Here is a 25,580-nt window from a genome sequence, read left to right as displayed (position 1 = left end):
CCTTAGCAGTCGGTGAGTTCGGTGCCGCCGTTGCCGCCGGTGGCGGTGGGGCGATTGGGGGTGTCCGGGGTGTCGTCGAGCTTGGTGTACAGCTCATCGAAGCGGGCCTTCAACTCGTCGTGCGCGGTGCGCTGCGCGTTGAAGTCGTTCTCGTCGGGCAAGGCGTCGATCTTGGCGGCCTGATCGGCGTGCTTCTGCACGAACAGCTCGAGCGTGGTTTCGAGTTCGGCGCGGAAGTCGGCGAAGCCCTGGTTGGTCTTGGCGTCGTGCTTCTTGAACAGCGCCTTGACGCGATCGGCGAGGCTCGGGCCTTGTTCAGTTGCCGGAGCTGGCTCGCTGAAGTCGAGATCGGTCTCGACCGCTTCCGAGAAGACGTTATCCGGGTGTTGCTTCTTATGGGCCAGCGGTGAGGCAGTGCCCGCACTCCGCGAAAACTTGAGCATCTCGGTGCCCAGCGATGCCGGGGAGTCAGTAACCGCAAGACCTTCGAGGTAGGCTTCGCCGGTGTCGGCAAAATTGGGATTTACCTCGATGCTGGTGTAGACCTTCTGGCGTTTTCCATTGATCTCCTTGAGCTGGTCGGTCGGGTCGATATCGGCAAACAGGGCCATCTTGCCTTCTTCAACCTCTTCTGCCTTGACGGCTTTGACGTCACCCAGCGCAGGGAAGGGGCCATCGGCGAACAGACCACGCATGTGTTCCATCCACACACGGGCGCCGTATTTCTTGGGATCGTAGTTGCCGGCCATCTGCGTGATCCAGTCACGCGAGATTTCTCGACCGTCGGTGGTAGCGCCTTGGGTGGCGACTCGGAACCAGGGCATGGAGTGTCCTCGGGTTACATGGGCGGTTCATGGGCGATTGCTGCCGTCAGGTTCCGCGCCCGGGGGCAGGGGCTCAACAAAATGCGGTTGTATATCCAGCGCTTACAACTTGCGGTGCGTTAGGCAAGCCACGCGCACGGGTACGCTGGCGACATGACGACGATGCCCCCCGACACTCTCGACTCCCCCCGGGTAACCGCCCGCCACCTCTACTGGCAGGGGTGGCGAATTGCGCGTATCGCCGAATTTCTCGACGAGAAGCCGGCGACGGTGCACACCTGGAAGGCCCGGGACGGCTGGGCGGAGGCGAGCCCGACCCAGCGCGTGGAAGGGGCGCTCGAAGCGCGCCTGGTGCAGTTGATCGGCAAGGAGGAAAAGGAAGGTCGCGACTTCAAGGAGATCGACCTGCTGGGCCGCCAGATCGAACGGCTTGCCCGAGTGCACAAGTACGAGGGCAGCGGAAAGGAATCGGACCTCAATCCGAACATCGAGGCGCGCAACGCGGGGCCGAAGAAGAAGCCACGCCGCAATGCCCTGGACGATGAGCAGATCGCGGCGCTGAAAACGGCGTTCCTGGAAACGGCCTTCGCCTACCAACGGCAGTGGTATGACGCCGGCCAGAAGCACCGCATCCGCAACATCCTCAAGAGCCGCCAGATCGGCGCAACGTTCTTCTTCGCTCGCGAGGCGATCGTCGATGCTTTCGAGCATGGGCGTAACAAGATTTTCCTCTCGGCGTCCAAGGCCCAGGCGCATATCTTCCGCAACTATATCGTCCAGTTCGTCAAGGAGATCACCGACGTCGATCTCAAGGGCGACCCGATCGTGTTGGACAACGGCGCGGAGCTGCACTTTCTGGGCACCAACTCGAAGACCGCCCAGGGCTATCACGGTGACGTCTACCTGGACGAGTATTTCTGGATCCACCGCTTCCAGGAATTCCGCAAGGTCACCAGCGGCATGGCCATGCACAAGAAGTGGCGGCAGACCTATTTTTCCACGCCCTCTAGCATCGGCCATGAGGCCTATCCGTTCTGGACCGGGGATCTGTTCAACAAGCGTCGCACCAAGGCCGACCGCAAGGAGTTCGACGTCAGCCATGCGGCCCTGGCGGCGGGGGCGCTATGCCCGGATGGGCACTGGCGGCAGATCGTCACGGTGGAGGATGCCATCGCCGGCGGCTGTGACCTGTTCGACATCGAGCAGCTACGCCTGGAATACAGTCCGGATGAGTTCGATAACCTACTGATGTGTCAGTTCGTCGACGACAGCCAGAGCGCCTTCCCGCTGTCGGCACTGCAGAACTGCATGGTCGATAGCTGGGAGGTGTGGGACGACTACCGACCCTTTGCCCCGCGACCGGTGGGGGATCGTGGCGTGTGGATCGGCTACGACCCCACCGGTACCGGCGAGGATGGCGACGGCGCGGGTCTGGTGGTCATTCTCCCGGCCCGCTCCGTCGGCGAGAAACACCGAATCCTGGAACGCCACCGGCTCAAGGGCGACGACTACGAAGCCCAGGCGGACTTCATCAAGTCGTTCCGCGAGCGCTATCGCATCGAGCATATCGGTATCGATACCACCGGGCTCGGCGGCGCCGTGGCAGAGTACGTGGCCAAGTGGTTCCCGTTGGTCGAGCGCTACCGCTACACGCCGGAGCTCAAGTCCACCATGGTCATGCAGGCCCAGCAGATCGTGCGCAAGAACCGCCTGGAATTCGACGCGGGCTGGGCGGATCTGGCCCAGTCCTTCATGGCGATCAAGAAGGAACTCACCGCCAGCGGTCGCCAGTTCACCTATACCTCGGGGCGTAACAAGCAGACCGGCCATGCGGATCTCGCCTGGGCCACGATGCACGCCCTGCACAAAGAACCGATCGAGGGCCCGGATGATTCCGGTACCGGTCAATCAATGATGGAGATCTTCGAATGAGCGATAACATCGCCGACAAGCCCCGGATTCGAGTGCCGGCGTACAGTAAGCAGGGCGAAGCCGCGCCGGAACCAACGCCTGGCAAGGCGAGAGCCGAGGCGTTCTCGTTCGGCGATCCCGAGCCGGTGACAAGCCTGCGCGATGTGTTCTACGAGGGCGTGTGGTTGAGCCCGGATGAGTGGTACGAGCCACCGGTGCCGTTCAGCGTGCTGGCTCAATCCTATCGGTCGACCGCGCATCATGGCAGCGCGCTGCAGGTGAAGCGCAACATTCTTTTGCGCACCTTCCAGCCGCATCCACTGCTTAGCCGCCAGGCGTTCAGCGCTTTGGCCCTCGATCATCTGGTGTTCGGCAACTGCTACCTGGAAGAGGTGAAAGGGCGACTCGGCAAGCGCCTGCCGTTCCGCCATCTACCGGCCAAGTACATGCGGCGCGGCGGCAAGCAGGCGAACCGCTACTGGTGGGTGCCCAACTATCTGGATAAGACCGAGCTGCCCAAGGGCAGGGTGGTGCATCTGCTCGAGCCGGATATCGATCAGACCGTCTATGGGCTGCCGGACTATCTGGGCTCGCTGCAGTCGGCCTGGCTCAACGAGAGCGCGACGCTGTTCCGGCGCCGCTACTACCTCAACGGCAGCCATGCCGGCTTCATCATGTACGTCAACGACGAGGCCCACGATCAGAAGGACATCGACGCCATGCGTCAGGCGCTGCGCGAAAGCAAGGGCCCGGGCAACTTTCGCAACCTGTTCCTCTATTCGCCGAAGGGAAAGAAGGACGGGGTGCAGATCATCCCGGTGTCCGAGGTGGCGGCCAAGGACGAGTTCTGGAACATCAAGAACATCACCCGGGACGATCAGCTCGCCGGCCACCGCATCCCGCCGCAGCTGATGGGCATCATTCCGCAGAACACTGGCGGCTTCGGCGATGTCGAGAAGGCCGCCCGGGTCTTCGTCGCCAATGAGCTCGAACCGCTGCAGGCCACCTTCATGGAGATCAACGAGCGGATGGGCGAAGAGATCATCCGCTTCAATCCCTACTCCCTCGACGCTCCCGGCGGCGCCGGCCTCGATCCCTCGCGCTGATCACCACGCCCCCAAGTTCTCCCTGGCTTGCCGCTCATCTGAGCGGCTTTTTTGTGCCTGCCGCTCAGGTCCTACCAGCCACCCCTACTAAAGTCCCTGGCGCCCCACCGCGCGCCGTCGACACCCCGCCCCGCCTGCGCGCTTTGTAGGTCAGTTTTTATTCACTTCCTCAATGCCCGCTAGAGCGCTCACACAGAGCGGCTGACGGACAGCGATAAGATGCTGTTTTTGCTTCGGAATCCTTCGTTTTAAATGGCTATGAGAGCAGCCACAGCGGCCAAAGGGCAGTTTATAAGCCAGGGGGGTCCTCGGAAAAAGGTAATGCAGGTAACGCGCCATGTTTTTAGGTATTAAGTTAATGATATTAAAGGATAAAAAAATTACCCTAAAAAGGTAACGTTTGGTACTGCAAAAGGTAATGCTTTCCTAAGATATTGATATATATAGATTTATAAAAATACGATAATTACCATTTAAAAAGGTAACGCATCACCTTTACATCACCTTTATGTTACCTTTTGAACGACCGTTTTAAATACATACAAAACAATAAGATATGACGATATTTGAGAAAGCATTACCTTTGTTACCTTTTTCCGAGCCCCCCAAACATTCTGATAGCCCCCTTCAACGCGCCCGCGCACACGCAAGTCATACATGCTTCTTCTCTCGTCACTCTCGCGACTATTCCCGCTCAGCTTCTTCAAGGACAAAAAAATGCCAGCAGCTGGATACTGTTGGCACATATTTGGTACTTGAGCGCTGCGAAGCCTACCACTACGGCATTAGAGTCCGATCCATCATCGGCGCGACGGAGAAGGTTCTGTCAAATTCTGGAAGATTCATTTCAAGGGGTATGCTAAAGACGGCATCGGATAGATGGCAGTTTCGCATATATAGTCTGGCCTCGCATGCCCTTCCCGGGTAACTGAGCCTTGCAGAGGTGAAGATAGCCATGGAGCGGTCTTTATACTTCGACGAGCATTTCGGATGCGTTCCGGGCACGCCATGCAGAGCTCGAGATCGTATGATGCATACACCATGGCCGTGTATGGCGATTCAGTGGCCTTGTCACTAAGAGATATTAGCTTTTGTGCATGTTTTGTAAGAAATAACCTACACAATATGCCGCTCTTTGCTTACACGATCGATGGTCATCAATTAATATAGATTAAGTAAAAAATAGTTCAAATAAGACATAATGCTCTCCATCGAGCAAGGAGTCGTTCGATTTGCCTGCAGGACGCATGGCACTAGAAAGCAGCCAATAAGCTGGTTTCGCTCCAAGTTGCATCAAAAAATACCAAGGAAGGTATGCAGTATCATTAGATATCTGCTGTGCATGGAGCCGTGATCATCATCAAGGCGATTGGAGTATTCAAGCGAAGAGCAGTGGCCAATGAGTGGCTGCAAGCACAGGATGTGCGTGATCAGGACGATCAGTGTAAGGGAAGGAGGCAATCCAGGCAGGAAGCCCTTGATGCCAAGGAACCAGAGGACTCTTCGTTCAGCAGAGTACGTTTCTCTGCAAGGCCCGGCCAGAAATGGCTGGGCCTACTTTTATGTACGTCATTATTTACACCACCGGTTGAATCAACTACCTATCGCCGTGTCGCGTGGACACGCGATCGCATCACACTCTCTAATCGTAAAACGTCTCCTTATGTATTTCGGTGAGTTGCCATAGAGTGCGAATCTGACCAAGCAATTTATAGGGTAGATCGCTCATCGGAGCTTGTTCCATATGCTTGGATTCGTCGCTGATGTCGATATCGCCGTTATCGGTATGAGACAGATAGCGTACGATCAACCTGCCGAAGCGCTCGAGTATGTACAACCCATCTTGCACAAACGTATTGGTCGGCAGCACTGCGGCCAAATCACCGGTGTCGATGAAGTCGAATCTTTCACCAGGGGCCGGCGTGACCAAATGACAGTCATCGTCCAGATTGGGCACGGGAATGTCACCGAGGATGGAGATCGGGGCGGCTTGCTGAAGCCAGGGAGGCGGTTGATGTACCTGGATATAGAGTACTCGCTGAGGCTGAGGCTGAGGCTGAGGTTGAGGTTGAGAAATAGGCGTCTTGAGTAAGTCTTCAAGACTGCATCCCAGCGCGTCAGCCAGGGCTACAAGACGTTCGTGACCAACCTGGCGGATGGTGCCGGACTCCCAATAGGAGATCGACACATCGGATACGCCTACTTTGCGTGCCAAAGCCGCTTTGCTGAGCTTGGCCTGTTGGCGTAATTGTTTTATTCGAGCACCCAAGGCTTCCATCAAGATATCTCACGATTTCATTCGTGCCAGCATAGAGAAAATGAGTCGAAGTTTGTTTAGGATTATCAGGCTTCTATGAGGAACTTCGAGAACTTTCCGCGGATTGAATCACTTTTGAAGAGCACTGCTTCTATTAACATAGGTTAATAGTTAGTAAAACAAAAAGTTTCTCTTTTTACCAGACAATAGGCTCGCCGGCCCAATCCCAGAAACTGCCGCTATCATCCGGTGTACGACGGTCCATGACGTCCAATAGATGTTCGGCGACAAAGCTCGCGGTAAAAAGTTTGCCTTCTGGTACCCGGGCCTGAAAAGGTTGCGACAAGTCGGTATCGGTAGTTCCTGGATGCAGGCATAGAACGATGGCTTGCCGATTGAGACGTTTAAGCTCTATGGCGGCCGTCTTCAAGAACATGTTGTGAGCCGCCTTGCTGGCGCGGTAGGCATACCAGCCTCCCAAGCCATTGTCTTCGATGGAGCCCACTCGGGCGGAAAGACTGGCAAAGATGATCGGGTGCTTGCCCAGCAACGAGCCTTTGAGTGTCTTGAATAGCATGACGGGAGTGGCAGCGTTGACGTGAAAGAGACGCGCCAGCGCATCAAAGTCTAGATCTTCGAAGCGCTTCTCCGGCGCGATGCCCGCGTTGCCGTCATGGAGCATCCCGATGGCATTGAAGATTAGATGAAGTGGGGCGTCTTTCAAATGCGCGGCGAGAGTGTCTTGTCCTTCCTGAGTCGTGATATCCAGGGCCAGACATTCCAGTCTAGAATCCTCCAGTCCCGGCGCGTGGCGGCTGACTGCAATGATGCGCTTTGGTTTTCGACTGTCCAGCAAAGCCTTGAGTACTGCATGGCCAATGCCTCCTGAGGCGCCCAGTACGAGAGCGCTGAAATCATCGGGTAGTTGCCTGAGCATGACGACTCCTTGATTAATAGATGCTGATAAAAAGAAATATAGATGACTGTCGCCAAGGCATTGGCCTGTTGAGTCAATTGGCCAAGCCAAGCCGCTGAGTCGGACTGTCGAGTACGCGCCAGGTGCGTATAATGCGGCCATCCTTCAAGCCAACGGAACGGATGCCATGACTACCGTACGTACCCGCATCGCCCCATCGCCGACCGGGGACCCTCACGTGGGGACCGCCTATGTGGCCTTGTTCAATCTGTGTTTTGCTCGTCAGCATGGCGGCCAATTCATTCTGCGCATCGAGGACACGGATCGAGAGCGCTCGACGCCTGAATCCGAGCAGATGATTCTCGATTCGCTGCGCTGGCTGGGGCTTGAGTGGGATGAAGGACCAGATATCGGCGGGCCTCATGGCCCTTATCGCCAGAGCGAGCGCGGCGATGTCTATGCGCGCTACGCCCAGCAATTGCTCGACGCAGGACACGCTTTCAAGTGTTATCGCACCAGCGACGAACTGAACGAATTACGTGAGCACCGCAAGGCCGAAGGGCTGCATGGGGCATTCAAGCCAGGCGATTTGGCGCTGCCGCAAGATGAGGTCGAGCGGCGTGAATCCGAAAACTGGCCCTATGTAGTACGCATGAATGTGCCGGAAAAGGGCGTCTGTGTCATCGAAGACATGCTGCGCGGTAGCATTGAAGTCGACTGGACCCAGGTCGATGCGCAGGTTCTGCTCAAGTCCGATGGCATGCCCACCTATCATCTGGCCAATGTGATCGACGATCATCTGATGGGCATCACTCATGTCCTGAGGGGCGAAGAGTGGATCAATTCCGCTCCCAAGCATCAACTGCTCTATGAATATTTTGACTGGCAGATGCCAGTGCTGTGTCATTTGCCGCTGCTCCGTAACCCGGATAAAAGCAAACTTTCCAAGCGCAAGAATCCAACGTCGATCAACTACTATCGACGCATGGGGTTTCTGCCCCAGGCGTTAACCAACTATTTGGGGCGCATGGGCTGGTCGATGCCTGACGAACGCGAGAAGTTCAGCCTCGATGAGATGATGGCGCAGTTCGATATCCAGCGCGTCTCCTTGGGTGGGCCGGTGTTCGATCTGGAAAAACTGACCTGGTTGAACGGCCTTTACATACGCGAGGATCTGGACGATCAGAGTCTGCTGATTGCGCTGCGTGAATGGGCATTCAATGAAGAATACGTCAGCCAGATACTGCCCCAGGTACGCCCGCGGATCGAAACACTGTCCGATGTCGCACCGTTGGCGGGGCACTTCTTTTCAGGCATGCCATCTATTGACGAAGATAGCTTTGCCAATGTTCCGCTCGAGCGAGGCGAGTTGCTCAAGCTGCTGCAGTTCCTGGTTTGGCGTCTGGAGCGGGTATCGCCCTGGGAAAAGGAGAGTCTCTTGCCGGAGGTAAAACGGCTAAGCGATTACTTCGAACTCAAGATGAAGGCATTCCTAGCGCCTGTTTTCATTGCCATTACGGGGTCGACGACTTCGACTTCCGTCATGGATGCGATGGCCATTCTGGGATCCGATATGACGCGAGCACGACTTCGCCATGCCATCATGGTGCTAGGCGGTATTTCCAAGAAGCAGACCAAGGCATTCGAGAAGGCGTTTCGCGAGTTCGAATGAATAAAAAATCGTTGACCGATCAGGGGCGTATGAGTAGCATATGCCCCGTTCTTGAAGCATAGAATTGCTTTTTGGAAAGGGGCCTTAGCTCAGCTGGGAGAGCGCGACGCTGGCAGCGTCGAGGTCACCGGTTCGATCCCGGTAGGCTCCACCACCACACTGCAACGTCCCATTCGTCTAGTGGTCCAGGACACCGCCCTTTCACGGCGGTAACAGGGGTTCGAACCCCCTATGGGACGCCACCCTCTTTATATGCCTTAATCTGCTTTCTCATCATCCGCGTCACCAGCCCGAATCCCGATCGGCGCTTTCGCGTATGTGTATTATTAATCTAGTATTTGCAAGACTATTTATCTAGTCAATAAGTGCTTTATTTTTTCTGAACAGGGTTGACAGAAAGAAATTTTTCCCCTGCCTTCGCTTTATCCATCGGCACCCTGTGTATAGAGCGCGGTAAGGCCTCATGGTTGTTGGGTTTTATATAAATATCTTTAAAATCAAAAACTTACTTGTGGTTAAAAATTAGTCAATTTGTAGCCAGGCCGCTAAACATGGCGATTATGTGACGTTCTCTAAAGGTTGTGAACAGCCTTATCCACAGAAAGTGTGGAAAAGGTAGCGCGGGTTAAAAAAGCGCCAGAGAATATGGATGTTACGTCTTGTACAAGAGCACGGAAGCACGAAAGAGGCGATTAAAAGTGCTCTTTTCAGCCCATGAGAAATAACGATCGAGTGTATGCAGGGGAGGCGGAGCTTGCTGTTGTCATCGAACGACAAGCCGCCCTGTGGGCGGCCTCCTGCGGAGCAGAATTACTTGGTTGGGTAGTCGCGTTTGGTATGTCCAGTGTAAAGCTGGCGCGGACGACCGATACGATAATCGTTGCTGAGCATCTCATTCCAGTGGGAAATCCAGCCGATGGTACGTGCCACGGCAAATATGACCGTAAACATGTTGGTTGGAATGCCAATTGCATTGAGAATGATGCCGGAATAGAAATCGACGTTGGGATAAAGCTTGCGCTCGATGAAGTAGTCGTCTTCCAGAGCGATCTGTTCAAGACGCTTGGCAATTTTTAGCTTGGGATCATCAGCCCGCCCCAGCTCTTCGAGAACTTCGTCGCAGGTCTCTTTCATGACCTTGGCGCGCGGGTCGAAATTCTTGTAAACCCGGTGGCCAAAGCCCATGAGCTTGAATGAATCGTCCTTGTCCTTGGCTTTGTCGATGAAGCGCTGAATATTCTCTTCGGATTCGTCGCCGATCTCGTCGAGCATATTGAGCACTGCTTCGTTGGCACCGCCATGTGCAGGGCCCCAGAGGGCAGCAATGCCGGCACTGATACAGGCGAAAGGGTTGGCGCCGGTGGAGCCCGCCAGACGCACCGTCGAGGTAGAGGCGTTCTGTTCGTGGTCCGCATGCAACATGAAAATACGATCCATGGCTTTGGCATATACCGGGTTGATCTTGAACTCTTCACACGGGTTGCTGAACATCATGTAAAGGAAGTTCTCGGCATAGTTCAGATCGTTGCGCGGGTAGTTGAAAGGCTGGCCGATGTTGTACTTGTAGCTCATTGCCGCGATGGTCGGCATCTTGGCGATCAGTCGAATAGCGCTTACCCGGCGCTGTCTTTCGTCGGAAATATCCAGATTGTCGTGATAGAAAGCAGCCAAGCCGCCTACCACGCCGCAGACGATGGCCATCGGGTGGGCATCGCGACGGAACCCCTTGAAGAAATTGACGATCTGTTCGTGCACCATCGTGTGTTTGCTGATGGTGCCTTCGAATTTTGCATACTGCTCATCGTTGGGCAGATCGCCAAACAGCAGCAAGTAGCACAGCTCGACGAAATTGGAATTCTGTGCCAGCTGGTCGATAGGGTAGCCGCGATGCAGCAGCACGCCTTCGGCACCGTCGATGTAAGTGATGCCAGACTCACAGGCTGCGGTAGCCACGAAACCAGGATCGAAGGTGAAATGACCCATTTCAGTCAGTTCGCGTACATCGATGACATCTGGGCCGAGCGTGCCTGAGTAGATTGGAAATTCAATGGCTTCATCTACGCCGTCAATGGTCAAATGCGCTTTTTTATCAGCCATGCTAGGTCTCCTGCGGTTTCGATTACTGGTAAGAACCTGTTCACGATTCGGTGCGTGTTTACCAGGCGTTGGTCAGGTCACGCCCGTAAATGTCGCTTCATTGTCAGGTGTTAGCCTTTTCCTGCGTAATAGGCGGGGCTCGAACAAGTCTTGAAATACCAACTCGGAATTGCTGCGAAGCAGCAATTGCTCTCTCACTATAAAAGTGTCGTTGGTTTTGTCAATTCATCGTTGGTGGTTGCAAGGTTACGATATCGCGATTGCGACCTTGTCGATAGAACCCAGGTAACACGATGATAGCCGCTCTGATACCTTTCAACGACCTTTTTGCGGCTACCTGTAGCGACGTTACCCAGAGTAACACCATGGTCGTGTTAGGCCGGTAACGATTTGTCAGACTTCGCTTCCATCCCTTATAATCTTCATCACGCGACTGACCAGCCATCGAAAATCGGTCGCGCCATCTGGCGTATTACTGGAAACCTTCCTCAAAATCACTACCCACTCTAATCGACCGTGATTAAACAAGTGGGCCAATAGGGTGTGTGACGAGCCGTGAATAGCAAAAGACCCGTAAACCTCGATCTCTCCACTATAAAGTTTCCTCTTCCTGCCCTGACTTCCATCACTCATCGTGTTACCGGCGTCATTCTCTTTGTCGGTCTGATTTTTGCCTTCTGGGCACTCGATGCATCGCTCTCTTCGCCACAGGGGTTCGAGGCAGTACGGGAGGCCCTGGAATACAACTTCCTGGCAAAGCTCATTGCCTGGGGGTTGTTGTCGGCGTTGTCGTTTCATTTTGTCGCAGGTGTACGGCATCTGCTGATGGATTTTGATATCGGCATCGATCTGGAAGGGGGTGTGCAAACATCAAAGATTACCTTCATTGCCGCCGCGGTACTGGTGATTCTGGCAGGAGTCTGGGTATGGTAACCAACGTAACGAACTTCAGTCGTAGTGGATTGTCTGATTGGCTGATCCAGCAGGTGTCGGCAGCCATCCTCGCGCTCTATACGCTTTTCATGGTGGGGTATTTTCTACTTCATCCCGAACTGGATTATATAACCTGGCATGGGCTCTTTTCTCAGACCTGGATGCGCATTTTCTCATTACTGGCTTTCATCGCACTATCGGCGCATGCCTGGGTCGGCCTATGGACCGTCATCACCGATTATATAAAGCCCACTAGAATACGCTTTGGTGCACAAGTTGTATTGATTGTCGCCATCTTCGTGTTCCTGGTATGGGCCATACAAATCCTCTGGGGAGCCTGATCCATGTCCGCTATGCGTAATTTATCCTTCGATGCCATTATCATCGGTGGGGGTGGCTCCGGTTTGCGGGCTGCACTCGAGCTTGCCAAGTCCGGCAAGAAGACCGCCGTACTCTCCAAGGTATTCCCAACTCGTTCCCATACGGTCTCGGCTCAGGGGGGTATCACCTGCGCCATCGGTTCTGCCGACCCCAATGACGACTGGCGCTGGCACATGTACGACACGGTCAAGGGCAGCGACTATATCGCTGACCAGGACGCTGCGGAATACATGTGTACCGAGGGTCCTAAGGCGGTGTTCGAACTCGAACACATGGGCTTGCCGTTTTCTCGCTTCGACAATGGACGCATCTACCAGCGTCCCTTCGGCGGACAGTCCAAGAATTTTGGCGAAGGCGGTCAGGCAGCACGTACCTGCGCAGCTGCGGACCGTACAGGCCATGCGCTTCTACATACGCTTTATCAGAACAACCTGAAGAATGACACCGTCTTTCTCAACGAGTGGTATGCCGTCGATCTGGTCAAGAATACGAAGGGTGATGTGGTTGGCTGTATTGCCTTGTGCATCGAGACCGGCGAAGTCGTTCATGTGAAGTCCAAGGCGACGGTTCTCGCGACCGGTGGCGCAGGCCGTATTTTCTCCTCGACTACCAATGCCTTAATTAATACCGGCGATGGTATCGGCATGGCGCTACGCGCCGGCTTCCCCATGCAGGATATGGAGATGTGGCAGTTCCATCCGACGGGCATTTATGGCGCGGGGACCCTGGTTACCGAAGGGTGCCGCGGCGAAGGCGGCTACCTGATCAACAAGGATGGCGAGCGCTTCATGGAGCGTTATGCGCCTAATGCGAAAGATCTTGCCAGTCGCGATGTCGTTGCACGCTCCATGGTCATGGAGATGCTCGAAGGGCGTGGCTGTGGCGAGAACGGCGATCATGTCATGCTCAAGCTCGATCACCTGGGCGAAGAGGTTCTGCAGAAGCGTCTGCCTGGCATCGTCGAGTTGGCCAGAACTTTTGCCCACGTGAACCCGGCTCAGGATCCGATTCCGGTTGTGCCAACCTGTCACTACATGATGGGCGGCATACCGACCAATGTACACGGTCAGGCCATCATGCCAGATGCTGAAGGCAACGATCATATCGTCAATGGCCTGTTTGCCTGCGGCGAAGTTGCCTGTGTTTCCGTACATGGCGCCAATCGTTTGGGCGGCAATTCGCTGCTTGACCTTGTGGTGTTCGGCCGGGCGGCTGGCATGTTCATCGAAGGTGCGCTCAATGAAGGCATCGATTACATGGATGCTTCTCAGTCGGATATCGATGCTTCCATGGCTCGCATGAATCGCTGGAACGAATCGAATGACGGCGAAGCCGTGGCGACGCTCAAGACAGATCTGCAGGCAGTCATGCAAAACGACTTCGGGGTTTTCCGCAAAGAGGAAAACATGCAGAGCGGCGTCAAGAAACTCGCTGAACTGCGCGAACGAATCGCGAATGCACAGCTGGGTGACAAGTCCGATACGTTCAACACGGCACGTATTGAAGCCCTCGAGCTCGATAACCTGCTCGAGGTCGCCGAGGCTACCGCTATTTCCGCATTCGAGCGTAGAGAAAGCCGCGGCGCGCACTCGCGCTATGATTACCCGGATCGCGACGATGTCAACTGGTTGAAGCATTCCGTCTACTTCCCCACTGAAAAGAAGCTGGGCAAGCGCGATGTGAACTTCACACCCAAGACCGTCGATACCTTCGAGCCTAAAATCCGGACTTACTGAGGGAGGCTGTCATGCTTCAAGTATCCATATATCGTTACAATCCGGAGACCGACTCCGCCCCCTACATGCAAGAGTTCCAGGTTGACACTCAGGGCCGTGACGTAATGGTTCTCAATGTCCTCGAGCTCATCAAGCAGCAGGACAGCTCCATGGCCTATCGGCGCAGCTGCCGCGAAGGGGTGTGCGGCTCTGATGGCATGAATATCAACGGCACCAACGGCCTGGCGTGTATCACGCCGCTTTCTGCCGTGGTCAAGGACAACAAGCTGACATTGCGTCCTTTGCCTGGCCTGCCGGTCGTGCGCGATCTGGTGGTCGACATGGGTATTTTCTACAAGCAGTACGAGCGTATCCAGCCATATCTGCAGAACGACACGACCCCGCCGGCCATCGAACGACTGCAGTCACCGGAAGAGCGCGATAAACTCGATGGGCTCTATGAGTGCATCCTGTGCGCCTGCTGTTCCACTTCCTGTCCGTCGTTCTGGTGGAATCCGGACAAGTTCGTGGGGCCTGCCGGTTTGCTTCAAGCATATCGCTTTCTGGCCGATAGTCGTGATACCGCCGCACGAGAGCGATTGGCCGAACTTGAAGATCCGTTCAGTGTCTTTCGCTGCCGTGGCATCATGAATTGCGTGGCCGTATGTCCCAAGGGGCTCAATCCGACTCGCGCAATAGGCAAGATTCGCGAGCTGCTGATGGAGAATGCCACTTAAATCGTGGCTCGTAGCTTGCTATCATGGTGACAGCTTCCTTTTCAGCGATGACTCGCCAAGGAACAGGCCTACGCGCCAAGAGCCGGTGCCCGGGTGCACCGGCTTTTAGCCATTACTGCCGTGATACTAACGTCGAGGCCAGGTTTCAACGGCAGGGCAAGGGTGTCGCCGATGCGTGCTCGTACCGGGCGACGACAATGCCTCATCAGTGCAGGTGATCGAGTGATGCAAGAAGGCATAATGGAGTTGATGTGGCGTACCTCCCACATGAGCGGTGGCAACGCCCACTACGTAGAAGCACTTTACGAGCAGTATCTGACTGATCCCAATGAGATTCCGGATGAGTGGCGCAATTACTTCGATAAATTGCCACGTCCCGAGGGAAGTCCCTCCCACGACATACCCCTAAGTCCGATTCGCGAGCAGTTCTATCAATTGGCACGCAGCCGTCGCAACGGCCACGCCAGCGATAGCGACGGCGGTGGCGAGAATCGAAAGCAGGTCAAAGTTCTACAGCTGATCAATGCCTACCGATTCCGGGGGCATCAAAAAGCGGATATCGATCCTCTGGATTTGCGCAATCCGGCGCCTGTACCCGATCTTGATCTGTCCTTCCATCAGCTGTCCCAAGCTGACATGGATACCGAATTCCAGACTGGCTCATTCTTTCTAGGCAAAGACAAGGCGCCTTTGAAGGAAATCTATGATGCGCTGAATCAGACCTATTGCCGCAGCATCGGCTGCGAGTTCATGCATATCGTTGACACTGAAGAGAAGCGCTGGCTCCAGCAGCGTTTCGAATCGGTACGTTCTCAGCCGAAGTTCAGTGATGATGTGCGTAAGCACACCATGGAGCGATTGTCCGCGGCGGAAGGTCTGGAGAGTTATCTGGCCTCCAAGTATCCCGGAACCAAGCGATTTGGTCTTGAAGGCGGTGAAAACTTCATCCCGATGATGGATGAAATCATTCAGCGTACCGGCGGGTATGGAGCCAAGGAAATCGTCATTGGCATGGCTCACCGAGGTCGTCTTAACCTGCTGGTCAACATTCTTGGCAAGAGCCCGTCAGAACTGATAGAGGAGTTCGATGGCAAGAAGATCATCGAGAAAGGCTCCGGGGACGTCAAGTACCACCAGGGCTTCAGTTCAAACGTCATGACGCCAGGCGGTGAAGTTCATCTTGCGCTGGCCTTCAACCCGTCTCACCTGGAAATTTCCGCACCGGTCGTCGAAGGGTCCGTTCGGGCACGCCAGGATCGCCGCGAAGATTTCGAAGGCGACAAGGTGTTGCCGATCAATGTGCATGGCGACGCCGCCTTTGCAGGCCAGGGCGTCGTCATGGAAACCTTCCAGATGTCCCAGACCCGGGGCTATCGTACTGGCGGCACCTTGCACATCGTCATCAATAATCAGGTTGGTTTCACCACATCACACCCGGAGGACACCCGTTCCACAGAGTATTGCACCGACATTGCCAAGATGGTTCAGGCCCCGATCTTTCACGTCAACGGCGATGATGCGGATGCGGTACTACATGCCACCCAGGTGGCGGTCGACTATCGTCAGCAGTTTCACAAGGATGTCGTCATTGACATGGTGTGCTACCGCCGGCGTGGGCATAACGAAGCCGATGAACCCTCTGGCACTCAACCTATGATGTACAGCAAGATCAAGAAGCATAAGAGTGCCCGGGAAATCTACGCGTCTCGCCTGATCAAGGAAGGCGTCGTGGATGAAGAGACCGTCAAGGCCATGACCGAGAAGTATCGGGACGATCTTCAGGCGGGGAATCACGTGGCGGACGCGTTGGTGAAGAAGCCCAATACGGAGCTATTCGTCGACTGGACGCCTTATATCGGCCATGAGTGGACAGGGGATGCGGACACCAGCATCGACATGAAGCGCATGCAAAAGCTAGCTGCACGCATGTGTGAAATTCCGGATGGCATTCAGGTCCAACGCCAGGTTGCCAAGATCTATGAAGATCGGCGCAAGATGCATGCCGGAGGCATGGCGCTCAACTGGGGCTTTGCCGAAACCCTGGCTTATGCAACGCTGCTCGATAAAGGGCACCCGATACGTCTCACCGGCCAGGATACCGGACGTGGTACTTTTTCTCACCGCCACGCGGTGATTCATAACCAGAAAGATGGAACGACCTACGTACCGCTTCAGCATATCCGCGAAGGGCAGCCAAGGTTCTCCATCTACGACTCTTTCCTTTCGGAAGAAGCCGTACTGGCCTTCGAGTACGGTTACGCCACCACCATGCCTAGTGCGCTCAACATCTGGGAAGCCCAGTTTGGCGATTTCGCCAATGGCGCCCAGGTGGTGATCGATCAGTTCATCTCCTCGGGTGAATCCAAGTGGGCGCGCCTTTGCGGCTTGACTCTGTTGCTGCCCCATGGCTATGAAGGGCAAGGGCCCGAGCACTCTTCGGCACGCCTCGAACGCTTCCTGCAACTTTGCGCTGAGCACAACATGCAGGTGTGTGTGCCGACTACGCCAGCACAGATATTCCATTTGCTGCGCCGCCAAGTGATTCGACCCTTGCGCAAGCCTCTGATTGTGATGTCACCCAAGAGTCTGTTGCGTCACAAGGAAGCGGTTTCCAGTCTTGAAGAACTCGCCAACGGCCGTTTTGAAATGGTGCTGGAAGACCAGGGCAAGCTCGATGCCCAGAAAGTTACGCGGGCAGTGCTGTGTTCAGGCAAGGTATATTACGACCTTGCGGCATATCGCAGCGACAAGGAGCGTGATGATACGGCCGTCATTCGTGTCGAGCAGCTTTATCCTTTCCCCAAGGACGAGCTTCACGAAACGCTCAAGATGTACCCGAATCTGGAACAAGTGGTGTGGTGTCAGGAAGAGCCACTGAACCAGGGGGCCTGGTATCAAAGTCAGCACCACCTGCGCGTGGTAGCCGACATGCTGTCCAATGGTCTGGGTCGAGACTTGAAGTTCGCAGGCCGACCTGCCTCAGCAGCACCCGCCGCCGGCTATATGTCTGTACATATCGAACAGCAGCGTCAATTGGTCGAAGACGCCTTCAATGCCTGAGGCACTTTCACCGGGACGAAAGAATATTTTAAGGAAAGCAAATGGCTACTGAGATCAAAGCGCCCAGTTTCCCTGAGTCCATCAACGAAGGGACAGTGGCTACCTGGCACAAGAAACCTGGTGACAGCGTTGAGCGAGACGAGCTGATTGTCGAGATCGAAACCGACAAGGTGGTTCTCGAGGTGGTGGCTCAGGACGCGGGGACCCTCTCCGAGATCAAGGTCGAAGAGGGCGATACCTGTGAATCGGAACAGGTGTTGGGCATGATCGGCGACGCTCAGGAAAGCAAGGAGAGTGGCGACAAGCAGGAAGATGAGGAATCGTCCAAGCAGGAAGAGGATGATTCTGCCAATGCCGAGTCCGAGGATAATTCCGACGAAGCCGACGAACAGGAGGCTTCCGAAAAGAGCGAGAAAGCCGCTTCCTCAGGCAAGAAGCACGATGTCAAGGCGCCTTCCTTCCCTGAGTCGATCCAGGAAGGTACGGTATCGACCTGGCACAAGAAAGTGGGTGAATCCGTCAAGCGCGATGAAGTGCTGGCGGATATCGAAACCGATAAGGTAGTGCTGGAAGTTGTCGCTCCCGCCGATGGCGCCCTCGCGGAAATCAAGGCCGAAGAAGGCGAGCAGGTCGAATCTGAAGCGGTACTGGCCATCTTCGCCGAAGGCGGCGGTAGCGAAGGTGGTTCCGCCGAGAGCGGTAAAAGCAAGCAGAAGGATGAGTCCAGCGGCAAGGACAAGCAGGATGATAGTGCTCAAGAAGAAGATGATGCCAAGGTCGGCGACAAGATAGTCGCGCCGGCTGCGCGCAAGATGATTGCCGAGCATGACCTGGATGCCAACAAGATCGAAGGCACCGGCAAAGGCGGGCGCATTCTCAAGGAGGATGTGCAAAAGGCGGTTTCCGAAGGCAACGCCAAGAAGTCTTCCTCCAATGCCAAGTCGACTTCAGCTTCATCGGAGGCGACCACGAAGGCAGCGGCTCAGGCGGCACCGGATGTAGAGGGCGAACGTCCCGAGAAGCGCGTGCCCATGAGTCGTCTGCGCCAGACCATCGCCAAGCGGCTGGTGCAAGCCCAGCAGACTGCTGCCATGCTGACCACGTACAACGAAGTGGACATGACCGCGGTCATGCAGCTGCGTGCCCAGTACAAGGAAACGTTCCAGAAAACGCATGATACCAAACTTGGTTTCATGGGATTTTTCGTCAAGGCGGCCTGCGAGGCACTCAAGCGTTTCCCGGATGTCAACGCCTCCATCGACGGCACCGACATCGTCTATCATGGTTACCAGGATATCGGGGTGGCGGTTTCTACTCCCCGCGGTCTGGTCGTTCCCGTGCTGCGCGATACCGATAGCATGAAGATTGCCGACGTGGAAAAAACCATCGTCGACTTCGGCAAGCGTGCTCGAGATGGCAAGCTGGGTATCGAGGAGATGCAAGGCGGTACCTTCACCATCACCAATGGCGGTATCTTCGGTTCATTGATGTCCACACCGATCATCAATCCGCCGCAGACCGCCATTCTGGGTATGCACAAGATTCAGGAACGCCCGATGGCGGTGAATGGTCAGGTCGAGATACGCCCGATGATGTACCTGGCCGTGTCTTATGATCATCGTCAGATCGACGGCAAGGATGCGGTGCAGTTTCTGGTCGCGATCAAGGAATTGCTCGAAGATCCGGCACGCCTGATCCTGGACGTGTAATGCGCCGCCAAGCCAAATTTGACCAAACAGGAAGAGTTCATGGCCGATAAATATGATGTGATCGTCATTGGAGCGGGCCCTGGGGGCTACGTTGCCGCAATTCGCGCAGCCCAGATGGGGCTCAAGACCGCGTGTGTCGAGAAATGGGTCAACAAGAAAGGCAAGGTCGTACATGGCGGTACCTGCCTGAATGTTGGCTGCATTCCGTCGAAATCATTGCTCGAGGCTTCCCATAAGTATGTCGAAGCCAAGCACGATTTTGGGGATATCGGTATCGATACCGGTGACGTCTCAATGGACGTCAAGAAAATGATGGCGCGTAAGGATAAAGTCGTCGCCAACCTGACCGGTGGTATCTCCAGCCTGTTCCAGGCTAATGGCGTTACCGCGCTGGAAGGCACCGGCAAGGTGCTGAGCAAGGGTAAGGTCGAAGTGACCCACCAGGATGGTGAAAAAGCGACTTACGACGCTGACAACATCATCATCGCTACCGGATCCGTGCCGGTGGAAATCCCCCCCGCACCGTTGACCGACGAGTTGATCGTCAGTTCTACCGGCGCGTTGGAATTTCAGGAAACACCCAAGCGTCTTGGGGTCATCGGCGCCGGCGTCATCGGTCTCGAACTTGGCAGCGTATGGAATCGTCTGGGCAGTGAAGTCACCATGCTTGAAGCCATGGAGTCCTTTCTGCCGATGGTCGACAAGGACATCGCCAAGGAAACCCAGAAGCTGTTGACCAAGCAGGGTCTTGATATCAAGCTCGGCGCTCGCGTGACCGGTACCGAGATCAAGGATAACGAAGTTGTCGTTCAATACACCGACGACAAGGGTGAACAGGAGCAGACCTTCGACAAAGTCATCGTTTGTGTCGGTCGTCGCCCTTATACCCAGGGTGTTCTCGATGACGACGCCGGCGTCAAGCTCGATGAGCGCGGCTTCATCTTCGTAGACGATCACTGCCGCACCAGTGTGCCGGACGTTTATGCCATCGGCGATTCGGTGCGTGGCCAGATGCTGGCTCACAAGGCGTCGGAAGAAGGCATCATGGTGGCGGATATCGTTGCCGGCCATAAAGCCGAGATGAATTACGATGCCATTCCTTGCGTTATCTACACCGCGCCGGAAGTTGCCTGGGTCGGTATGAACGAGCAGGAGGCCAAGACGGCGGGTATCGAAGTCAAAACCGGCTCTTTCCCTTTTGCCGCCAGCGGCCGCGCCATGGCCAACAATGCGACAGAAGGGGTGGCCAAAGTTATCGCCGATGCCGAGACCGATCGTATCCTGGGGGTACATATCGTGGGGCAGCACGCTGGCGAGCTGATCGCCCAGGGTGTTATCGCCATGGAGTTCGGCTCCAGCGCCGAAGATCTGGCGCTGACATGCTATGCCCATCCCACCGTTTCCGAGGTCGTGCATGAAGCGGCCCTGGCGGTGGAAGGCCATGCGATTCACATGGCCAATCGTAAGAAGCGCAAGAAATAAAAGGCCTAAAACTAAAAGGGATCATACTCGAAAGGATTGATCCTTCATTGAATATCGTCCGCATTTGCGGGCGAAGGGGACGGTCAAGACAAGCCTGAAAAGTGCTTGCCCCTGGCCGTCATTCGAGCACATGCAACCAATGGCATGACACGATGAACCTTCACGAATATCAGGGCAAACAGCTGTTTGCCGACTACGGCTTGCCAGTATCCAAAGGCTTCGCCGTAGACACTCCTAGCGAAGCGGCGGAAGCGTGCAAGAAGATCGGCGGCGACATGTGGGTCGTCAAAGCCCAGGTCCATGCCGGAGGCCGAGGCAAGGCAGGTGGCGTCAAGCTGGTCAAGAGCGCCGATGAAGCCAAGGCTTTTGCCGAACAGTGGCTGGGCAAGAATCTCGTTACTTTCCAGACCGATGAAAAAGGTCAGCCGGTCTCCAAGATCCTGGTCGAAACTTGCACCGATATTGCCAACGAGCTGTATCTGGGTGCCGTTGTCGATCGTGGCACGCGTCGCGTAGTCTTCATGGCCTCCACGGAAGGCGGTGTCGAGATCGAGAAGGTTGCCGAAGAAACGCCCGAAAAGATTCTTAAGGCAGAGATCGACCCGCTGGTAGGCGCACAACCCTATCAAGCGCGTGAACTGGCCTTTGCGCTTGGGCTGAAGGGCGATCAGATCAAGCAGTTCACCAAGATATTTCTGGGGCTGTCCAAGATGTTCCAGGACAAGGATCTTGCGCTGCTCGAGATCAACCCATTGGTGATTAACGAGCAGGGCAATCTGCACTGCCTGGACGCCAAGATTGGTCTCGACGGCAATGCGCTCTATCGTCATCCGGATCTGCAGGCCATGCGCGATCCTTCCCAGGAAGACGAACGTGAAGCCGATGCCCAGAAGTGGGAGCTCAATTACGTCGCGCTCGACGGCAACATCGGGTGCATGGTCAATGGCGCCGGTTTGGCCATGGGTACCATGGACATCATCAAGCTTAATGGCGGCCAGCCGGCGAACTTTCTCGATGTCGGCGGCGGTGCTACCAAGGAGCGCGTTGCCGAGGCCTTCAAGATCATCCTCTCGGACACGTCGGTAAAAGCGGTTCTGGTCAATATTTTCGGTGGCATCGTGCGCTGCGACATGATTGCCGAGGGCATCATCGGGGCGGTCGAGCAGGTCGGCGTCAATGTGCCGGTCGTGGTTCGTCTGGAAGGCAACAATGCCGAGTTGGGTGCCGACAAGCTGGCGTCCAGTGGTTTGAATATCATCGCGGCTACCAGCCTGTCTGACGCTGCACAGCAGGTGGTTAAAGCGGCGGAGGGCAAGTAATGAGTATCCTGATCGATAAAAACACCAAGGTCATTTGCCAAGGGTTTACCGGTGGCCAAGGTACTTTCCACTCTGAGCAGGCGATCGACTACGGCACTCAGATGGTGGGCGGTGTGACCCCGGGCAAGGGTGGCCAGGAACACCTGGGCCTGCCGGTGTTCAATACTGTCAGAGAAGCAGTCGAGAAGACCGGCGCCGAAGCGTCGGTCATCTATGTACCGGCCGCGTTCTGCAAGGATTCGATCCTCGAGGCTGCCAATGGCGGCATCAAGCTGATCGTATGCATCACCGAAGGTATCCCGACCCTTGATATGCTCGAAGCCAAGATCAAGTGCGACGAGTTGGGCGTGCGCCTGATCGGACCGAACTGCCCGGGCGTGATCACGCCGGGTGAAACCAAGATCGGCATCATGCCAGGGCATATTCACAAGCCAGGTCGTGTGGGCATCGTGTCACGCTCTGGCACCTTGACCTATGAAGCGGTCAAGCAGACCACCGATCATGGCTTTGGACAGTCCAGCTGCGTGGGTATTGGTGGCGATCCGATCCCGGGTTCCACCTTCATCGATATTCTTGAGCTGTTCGAGAAGGATCCCAAGACCGAAGCGATCGTCATGATCGGTGAGATCGGTGGTACTGCTGAGGAAGAAGCGGCTGACTATATCAAGGAGCATGTCTCCAAGCCGGTAGTCGCCTATATTGCCGGTGTCACCGCACCCCCCGGCAAGCGTATGGGCCACGCTGGCGCTATCATTGCCGGCGGCAAGGGCACCGCAGACGAGAAGTTTGCCGCTCTCGAATCGGCTGGCGTCAAGACCGTGCGCTCTCTGGCCGAGATCGGCGATGCGCTCAAGCAGGTCACTGGCTGGTAAAAGACATTATTGACAGTCGATAAAAAAGGGCGCCCGCGGGCGCCCTTTCTTTTTGTAGAACTCTTGGTTTAGTTTGAGCGCTTGCTTGATTCGCGGTTCAGGCGGCGTCAACGATCATTGCGGTGTTCATGCCCACCAGTTCGACGCCCAGACTGTCGCCGTTGGCATCTTGCGCGGTGACGTTCTCGAGCAGGTCGCCTTCATCACCGTAGGCCTTATAGGCAAAGCGCCATACCTCGCCAGGGGCTAGTGTGATCGCGTCATCGTCGGTGACGCTGTAGCGGCCGTCGCTGCCTTCGAACTCGCCGTTCCATACCGTGTGCAGGTTGGCATCGAGATCGAACTGAAGCTCGGGAACGACAATAGCGTCCTCTGAGATATTCTCGACGAAAATCTCCGCGACGTAACCGTTGGACCAGTCGCTGGTGATCTGGCCACTGAGTGCAAGGGCGGGCTCGACGCTTGCGGTTTCCTCTTCGCTGCCCTGCACACTGGCGCTCTTGGGTAGCGTTTTTTCGTCACCGTAGGCCTTGTAGGCGAAACGCCAGGTTTCTCCGGGGGCCAGGGTGATCGCGTCGTCGTCATTGACCCGGTAGCGGCCATCGCTACCCTCGAATTCGCCGTTCCATACCGTGTGCAACTCGGCGCCTAGCTCGAAGCTTATTACCGGGTTGACGAGATCGCTGTGGGAGGTATTGGTGACGAAGACTTCGGCGACGTAGCCGGTTGACCATTCACTGGTGATATTGCCGGTGATTTCGAAGCCGGGATCGTCGGCTTCCCGGCTCGGTTCGCTGCTTTCCTGACTTACTGGCTCAGAGACGGCGGCGGAAACCTCCTCCTCGTCACCGCTGCTCAGGCGCAGTTCCTTGCCATCGCCGAATTTCGCCTTCTCCATGTTCTTGAGCTCGTCGCGACCATCGTCGCCTTCGATGATCACGCGACCATCGTCCTTGAAGTCGATGTCGTAGTCGTCGTAGTCACCGGAGTAAATAGCGGTGTCATTGCCATCACCGCCGTTCAATTCATCGTCACCTTGACCGCCTTCCAGCTTGTCGTCACCGTCGCCACCATGGATGGTGTCATTGCCACGCTCACCGGCGAGATAGTTGTCTTCGTCACACCCCTGAAGGGTGTCATCGCGACGCGAGCCTACGACATGTTCGAAAGTCACTTCATTGGCGTCGGCATCGGTAATGGCGCCGAAGCTCTCGCCGCCGGAATTGATCCATAGCGTGGTGGACATCTTGTCCGCATCCGCATCGCGTACCGAACGCTCGACATGCACGGTATTGCCATGATCGCGCCCGCCGTGGAAGTTGATGTCGCGGTCCGTGGAGTCGACCTGGATATCGTTGTCCACTGAAGAGCGCCAGGAAGCGAAGATGACACTATGGCGCATGCCGCTGTCGGACAGGTTGGTAAAGTCCCCGTCGTAGCTTTCGTGCAGCTCGTAGGCATAGCCGTTGCCACCACCGCCCTTGTTGAAGGCGCCATGAGCTTCGATATTGTCTACATCGAGATCCAGTGCTTTAGAGAAGCGGAATGCGGTGGAAGGCCCATCATGAACCTCGATATCCTTCACTTCGGCGTTTACCGTGCCTTCGAGGAATATTGCCCGATAGTCGTCATAGGCAGAACGAGTATTCGAGAACTTGGCATCGTCTGGCGAGCCCAGTTCGTATTCGACATTGAACCCTTCGAGGGTAACGTTATCGACGGTGTCCAAGCGCTGAATCTGGGTGTCATTGTCGTCGAAGTCGAACTTGACGCCACGATCCAGTGTGATTTTATCGCCATTCACCTCGGTGACCTTGGCCATGCTGGTACGCAGTTCGGCGTACTTGGTCTTCTGCCAAGAGTCGTCACCAATCTCCTTGAAGAAGTCCGAGTCGTTTTCCTGCCAGATGCGAATGGTGTCGCCTTCTTCGAAATCGTGATCGCGATCAATCTTTAACGTGCGATCGCCTTCATCGATATCACCTTCCAGACGACCCATGTCTTTCTTGTTATATCCGTCGAGATGAATGGCGTATTCATTGTTGTTCTGGAGCGCCTTGTCAGTAAAGGTAAGCGTAGTCTTGTCCGAACCGGCACCAATCAAGGAGACATCGGAACGGGTAATATTGATGGCATCGTCGAAACTGTAATTGCCCGACGAGAGTTCGATGGTGGCGCCTTTCGGTGCTTCGTTGATGAGTTCTTCGAGTTCTTGTGCGCTGATTTTGGTACCAGCTTTGATGATCTTGCTACCGCTCATGCGGAATCTCCAACAGACGAGTGAAGGCACAAAAAAACAGGTAGTTGTGCCAGGTTCATTTCCGTACTAATGCGCCTCCAAATAGCGCTTGGTACGAGACACGGCATAAAGCTCGTGTCGAACCTGTCTTCTATACCTGTTCCTTAGGCCCAGTCCGTGGAGTGAAGACGAGTTGCTGTGGATGCTACGTCCGGTGTGTGTGTGATGCAAATTTGTTAAAAAATTAACATAAGATAATGTTAAAAAACTAATTTTTTGTAACTAGCTGTTTTTCATGTTTTATGATTTTTTATAACTATTAAACTAATGAAAAAATATTAATTTATAAT

At 55.3% G+C, this 25,580-nt stretch carries 17 protein-coding genes and 2 tRNA genes; 14 read left to right on the top strand and 5 right to left on the bottom strand.

The genetic code is table 11. The features are described 5' to 3' along the window. Positions 1-2 precede the first annotated feature (2 nt). A complete protein-coding gene (locus tag H7850_RS12305) occupies positions 3-824 on the bottom strand; it encodes a GPO family capsid scaffolding protein (RefSeq protein ID WP_227369826.1) in 822 nt (273 codons plus the stop codon). A 153-nt stretch (positions 825-977) separates the two neighbouring features. Here H7850_RS12305 and H7850_RS12300 point away from each other — a divergent pair, with 153 nt between their 5' ends. Together H7850_RS12300 and H7850_RS12295 are read left to right on the top strand one after the other, a co-directional pair. Next, entirely contained in the window at positions 978-2,756 is a 1,779-nt protein-coding gene (locus H7850_RS12300; protein ID WP_227369825.1) for a terminase large subunit domain-containing protein, read from the top strand. Continuing rightward, positions 2,753-3,841: a phage portal protein gene (locus H7850_RS12295; RefSeq protein WP_227369824.1), complete on the top strand. Its 1,089-nt coding sequence runs from the start codon at positions 2,753-2,755 to the stop codon at positions 3,839-3,841. Before H7850_RS12300 ends, H7850_RS12295 begins: the two co-directional genes overlap by 4 nt. Positions 3,842-5,483: 1,642 nt before the next feature. Here the strand turns inward: H7850_RS12295 and H7850_RS12290 are convergent. Both H7850_RS12290 and H7850_RS12285 read right to left on the bottom strand, forming a co-directional pair. Continuing rightward, entirely contained in the window at positions 5,484-6,119 is a 636-nt protein-coding gene (locus H7850_RS12290) for a helix-turn-helix domain-containing protein (RefSeq protein ID WP_227370025.1), read from the bottom strand. 175 nt (positions 6,120-6,294) lie between these two features. Then, complete coding sequence (locus tag H7850_RS12285) at positions 6,295-7,035, bottom strand: SDR family NAD(P)-dependent oxidoreductase (protein WP_227369823.1); 741 nt, start codon at positions 7,033-7,035, stop codon at positions 6,295-6,297. A 166-nt stretch (positions 7,036-7,201) separates the two neighbouring features. On the opposite strand from H7850_RS12285, the gene gltX reads away from it, so the two are divergent. From gltX to H7850_RS12270, 3 genes are all read left to right on the top strand, one after another. Then, positions 7,202-8,686: a glutamate--tRNA ligase gene (gene gltX, locus H7850_RS12280; RefSeq protein ID WP_227369822.1), complete on the top strand. Its 1,485-nt coding sequence runs from the start codon at positions 7,202-7,204 to the stop codon at positions 8,684-8,686. A 78-nt stretch (positions 8,687-8,764) separates the two neighbouring features. Next, a tRNA-Ala gene (locus H7850_RS12275) sits at positions 8,765-8,840 on the top strand. Between the two features lie 12 nt (positions 8,841-8,852). Continuing rightward, a tRNA-Glu gene (locus tag H7850_RS12270) sits at positions 8,853-8,928 on the top strand. A 568-nt stretch (positions 8,929-9,496) separates the two neighbouring features. Here the strand turns inward: H7850_RS12270 and gltA are convergent. Next, positions 9,497-10,783 carry a citrate synthase gene (gltA, locus tag H7850_RS12265; RefSeq protein ID WP_227369821.1) on the bottom strand — a complete coding sequence of 429 codons (1,287 nt, stop codon included), beginning with the start codon at positions 10,781-10,783 and terminating at the stop codon, positions 9,497-9,499. Positions 10,784-11,338: 555 nt separating this feature from the next. Between gltA and sdhC the strand changes: the two genes are divergently transcribed. The 9 genes from sdhC (at position 11,339) to sucD (ending at position 22,991) form a co-directional block, all read left to right on the top strand. Then, positions 11,339-11,716 carry a succinate dehydrogenase, cytochrome b556 subunit gene (gene sdhC, locus H7850_RS12260; protein WP_227369820.1) on the top strand — a complete coding sequence of 126 codons (378 nt, stop codon included), beginning with the start codon at positions 11,339-11,341 and terminating at the stop codon, positions 11,714-11,716. Further along, positions 11,710-12,057, top strand: coding sequence for a succinate dehydrogenase, hydrophobic membrane anchor protein (gene sdhD, locus H7850_RS12255; RefSeq protein ID WP_227369819.1), 348 nt, complete (start codon positions 11,710-11,712; stop codon positions 12,055-12,057). The genes sdhC and sdhD overlap by 7 nt, the downstream gene beginning before the upstream one ends. Positions 12,058-12,060: 3 nt before the next feature. Continuing rightward, positions 12,061-13,833, top strand: a complete 1,773-nt coding sequence (gene sdhA, locus H7850_RS12250) for a succinate dehydrogenase flavoprotein subunit (protein WP_227369818.1) — start codon at positions 12,061-12,063, stop codon at positions 13,831-13,833. 11 nt (positions 13,834-13,844) lie between these two features. Beyond that, positions 13,845-14,549, top strand: a complete 705-nt coding sequence (locus H7850_RS12245) for a succinate dehydrogenase iron-sulfur subunit (RefSeq protein WP_227369817.1) — start codon at positions 13,845-13,847, stop codon at positions 14,547-14,549. A gap of 225 nt (positions 14,550-14,774) precedes the next feature. Then, entirely contained in the window at positions 14,775-17,609 is a 2,835-nt protein-coding gene (locus H7850_RS12240) for a 2-oxoglutarate dehydrogenase E1 component (RefSeq protein WP_227369816.1), read from the top strand. Positions 17,610-17,650: 41 nt separating this feature from the next. Then, the gene (gene odhB, locus H7850_RS12235) at positions 17,651-19,318 is read left to right on the top strand and encodes a 2-oxoglutarate dehydrogenase complex dihydrolipoyllysine-residue succinyltransferase (RefSeq protein ID WP_227369815.1); all 1,668 of its coding nucleotides are present in this window, start codon (positions 17,651-17,653) and stop codon (positions 19,316-19,318) included. 39 nt (positions 19,319-19,357) lie between these two features. Further along, the gene (gene lpdA / locus H7850_RS12230; protein WP_227369814.1) at positions 19,358-20,800 is read left to right on the top strand and encodes a dihydrolipoyl dehydrogenase; all 1,443 of its coding nucleotides are present in this window, start codon (positions 19,358-19,360) and stop codon (positions 20,798-20,800) included. 152 nt (positions 20,801-20,952) lie between these two features. Further along, positions 20,953-22,119 carry an ADP-forming succinate--CoA ligase subunit beta gene (sucC, locus tag H7850_RS12225; RefSeq protein WP_227369813.1) on the top strand — a complete coding sequence of 389 codons (1,167 nt, stop codon included), beginning with the start codon at positions 20,953-20,955 and terminating at the stop codon, positions 22,117-22,119. Beyond that, positions 22,119-22,991 carry a succinate--CoA ligase subunit alpha gene (sucD, locus tag H7850_RS12220; RefSeq protein ID WP_227369812.1) on the top strand — a complete coding sequence of 291 codons (873 nt, stop codon included), beginning with the start codon at positions 22,119-22,121 and terminating at the stop codon, positions 22,989-22,991. Before sucC ends, sucD begins: the two co-directional genes overlap by 1 nt. Positions 22,992-23,088: 97 nt before the next feature. On the opposite strand, the gene H7850_RS12215 is transcribed toward sucD, so the two are convergent. Continuing rightward, on the bottom strand, positions 23,089-25,251 hold the full coding sequence (locus H7850_RS12215) for a cellulose binding domain-containing protein (RefSeq protein WP_227369811.1): 2,163 nt from the start codon (positions 25,249-25,251) through the stop codon (positions 23,089-23,091). Between the last annotated feature and the right edge of the window lie 329 nt (positions 25,252-25,580).

Source organism: Halomonas sp. M20, assembly GCF_020622265.1.
Lineage (GTDB): Bacteria > Pseudomonadota > Gammaproteobacteria > Pseudomonadales > Halomonadaceae > Modicisalibacter.
This window is presented reverse-complemented; position numbering and strand designations above follow the sequence as displayed.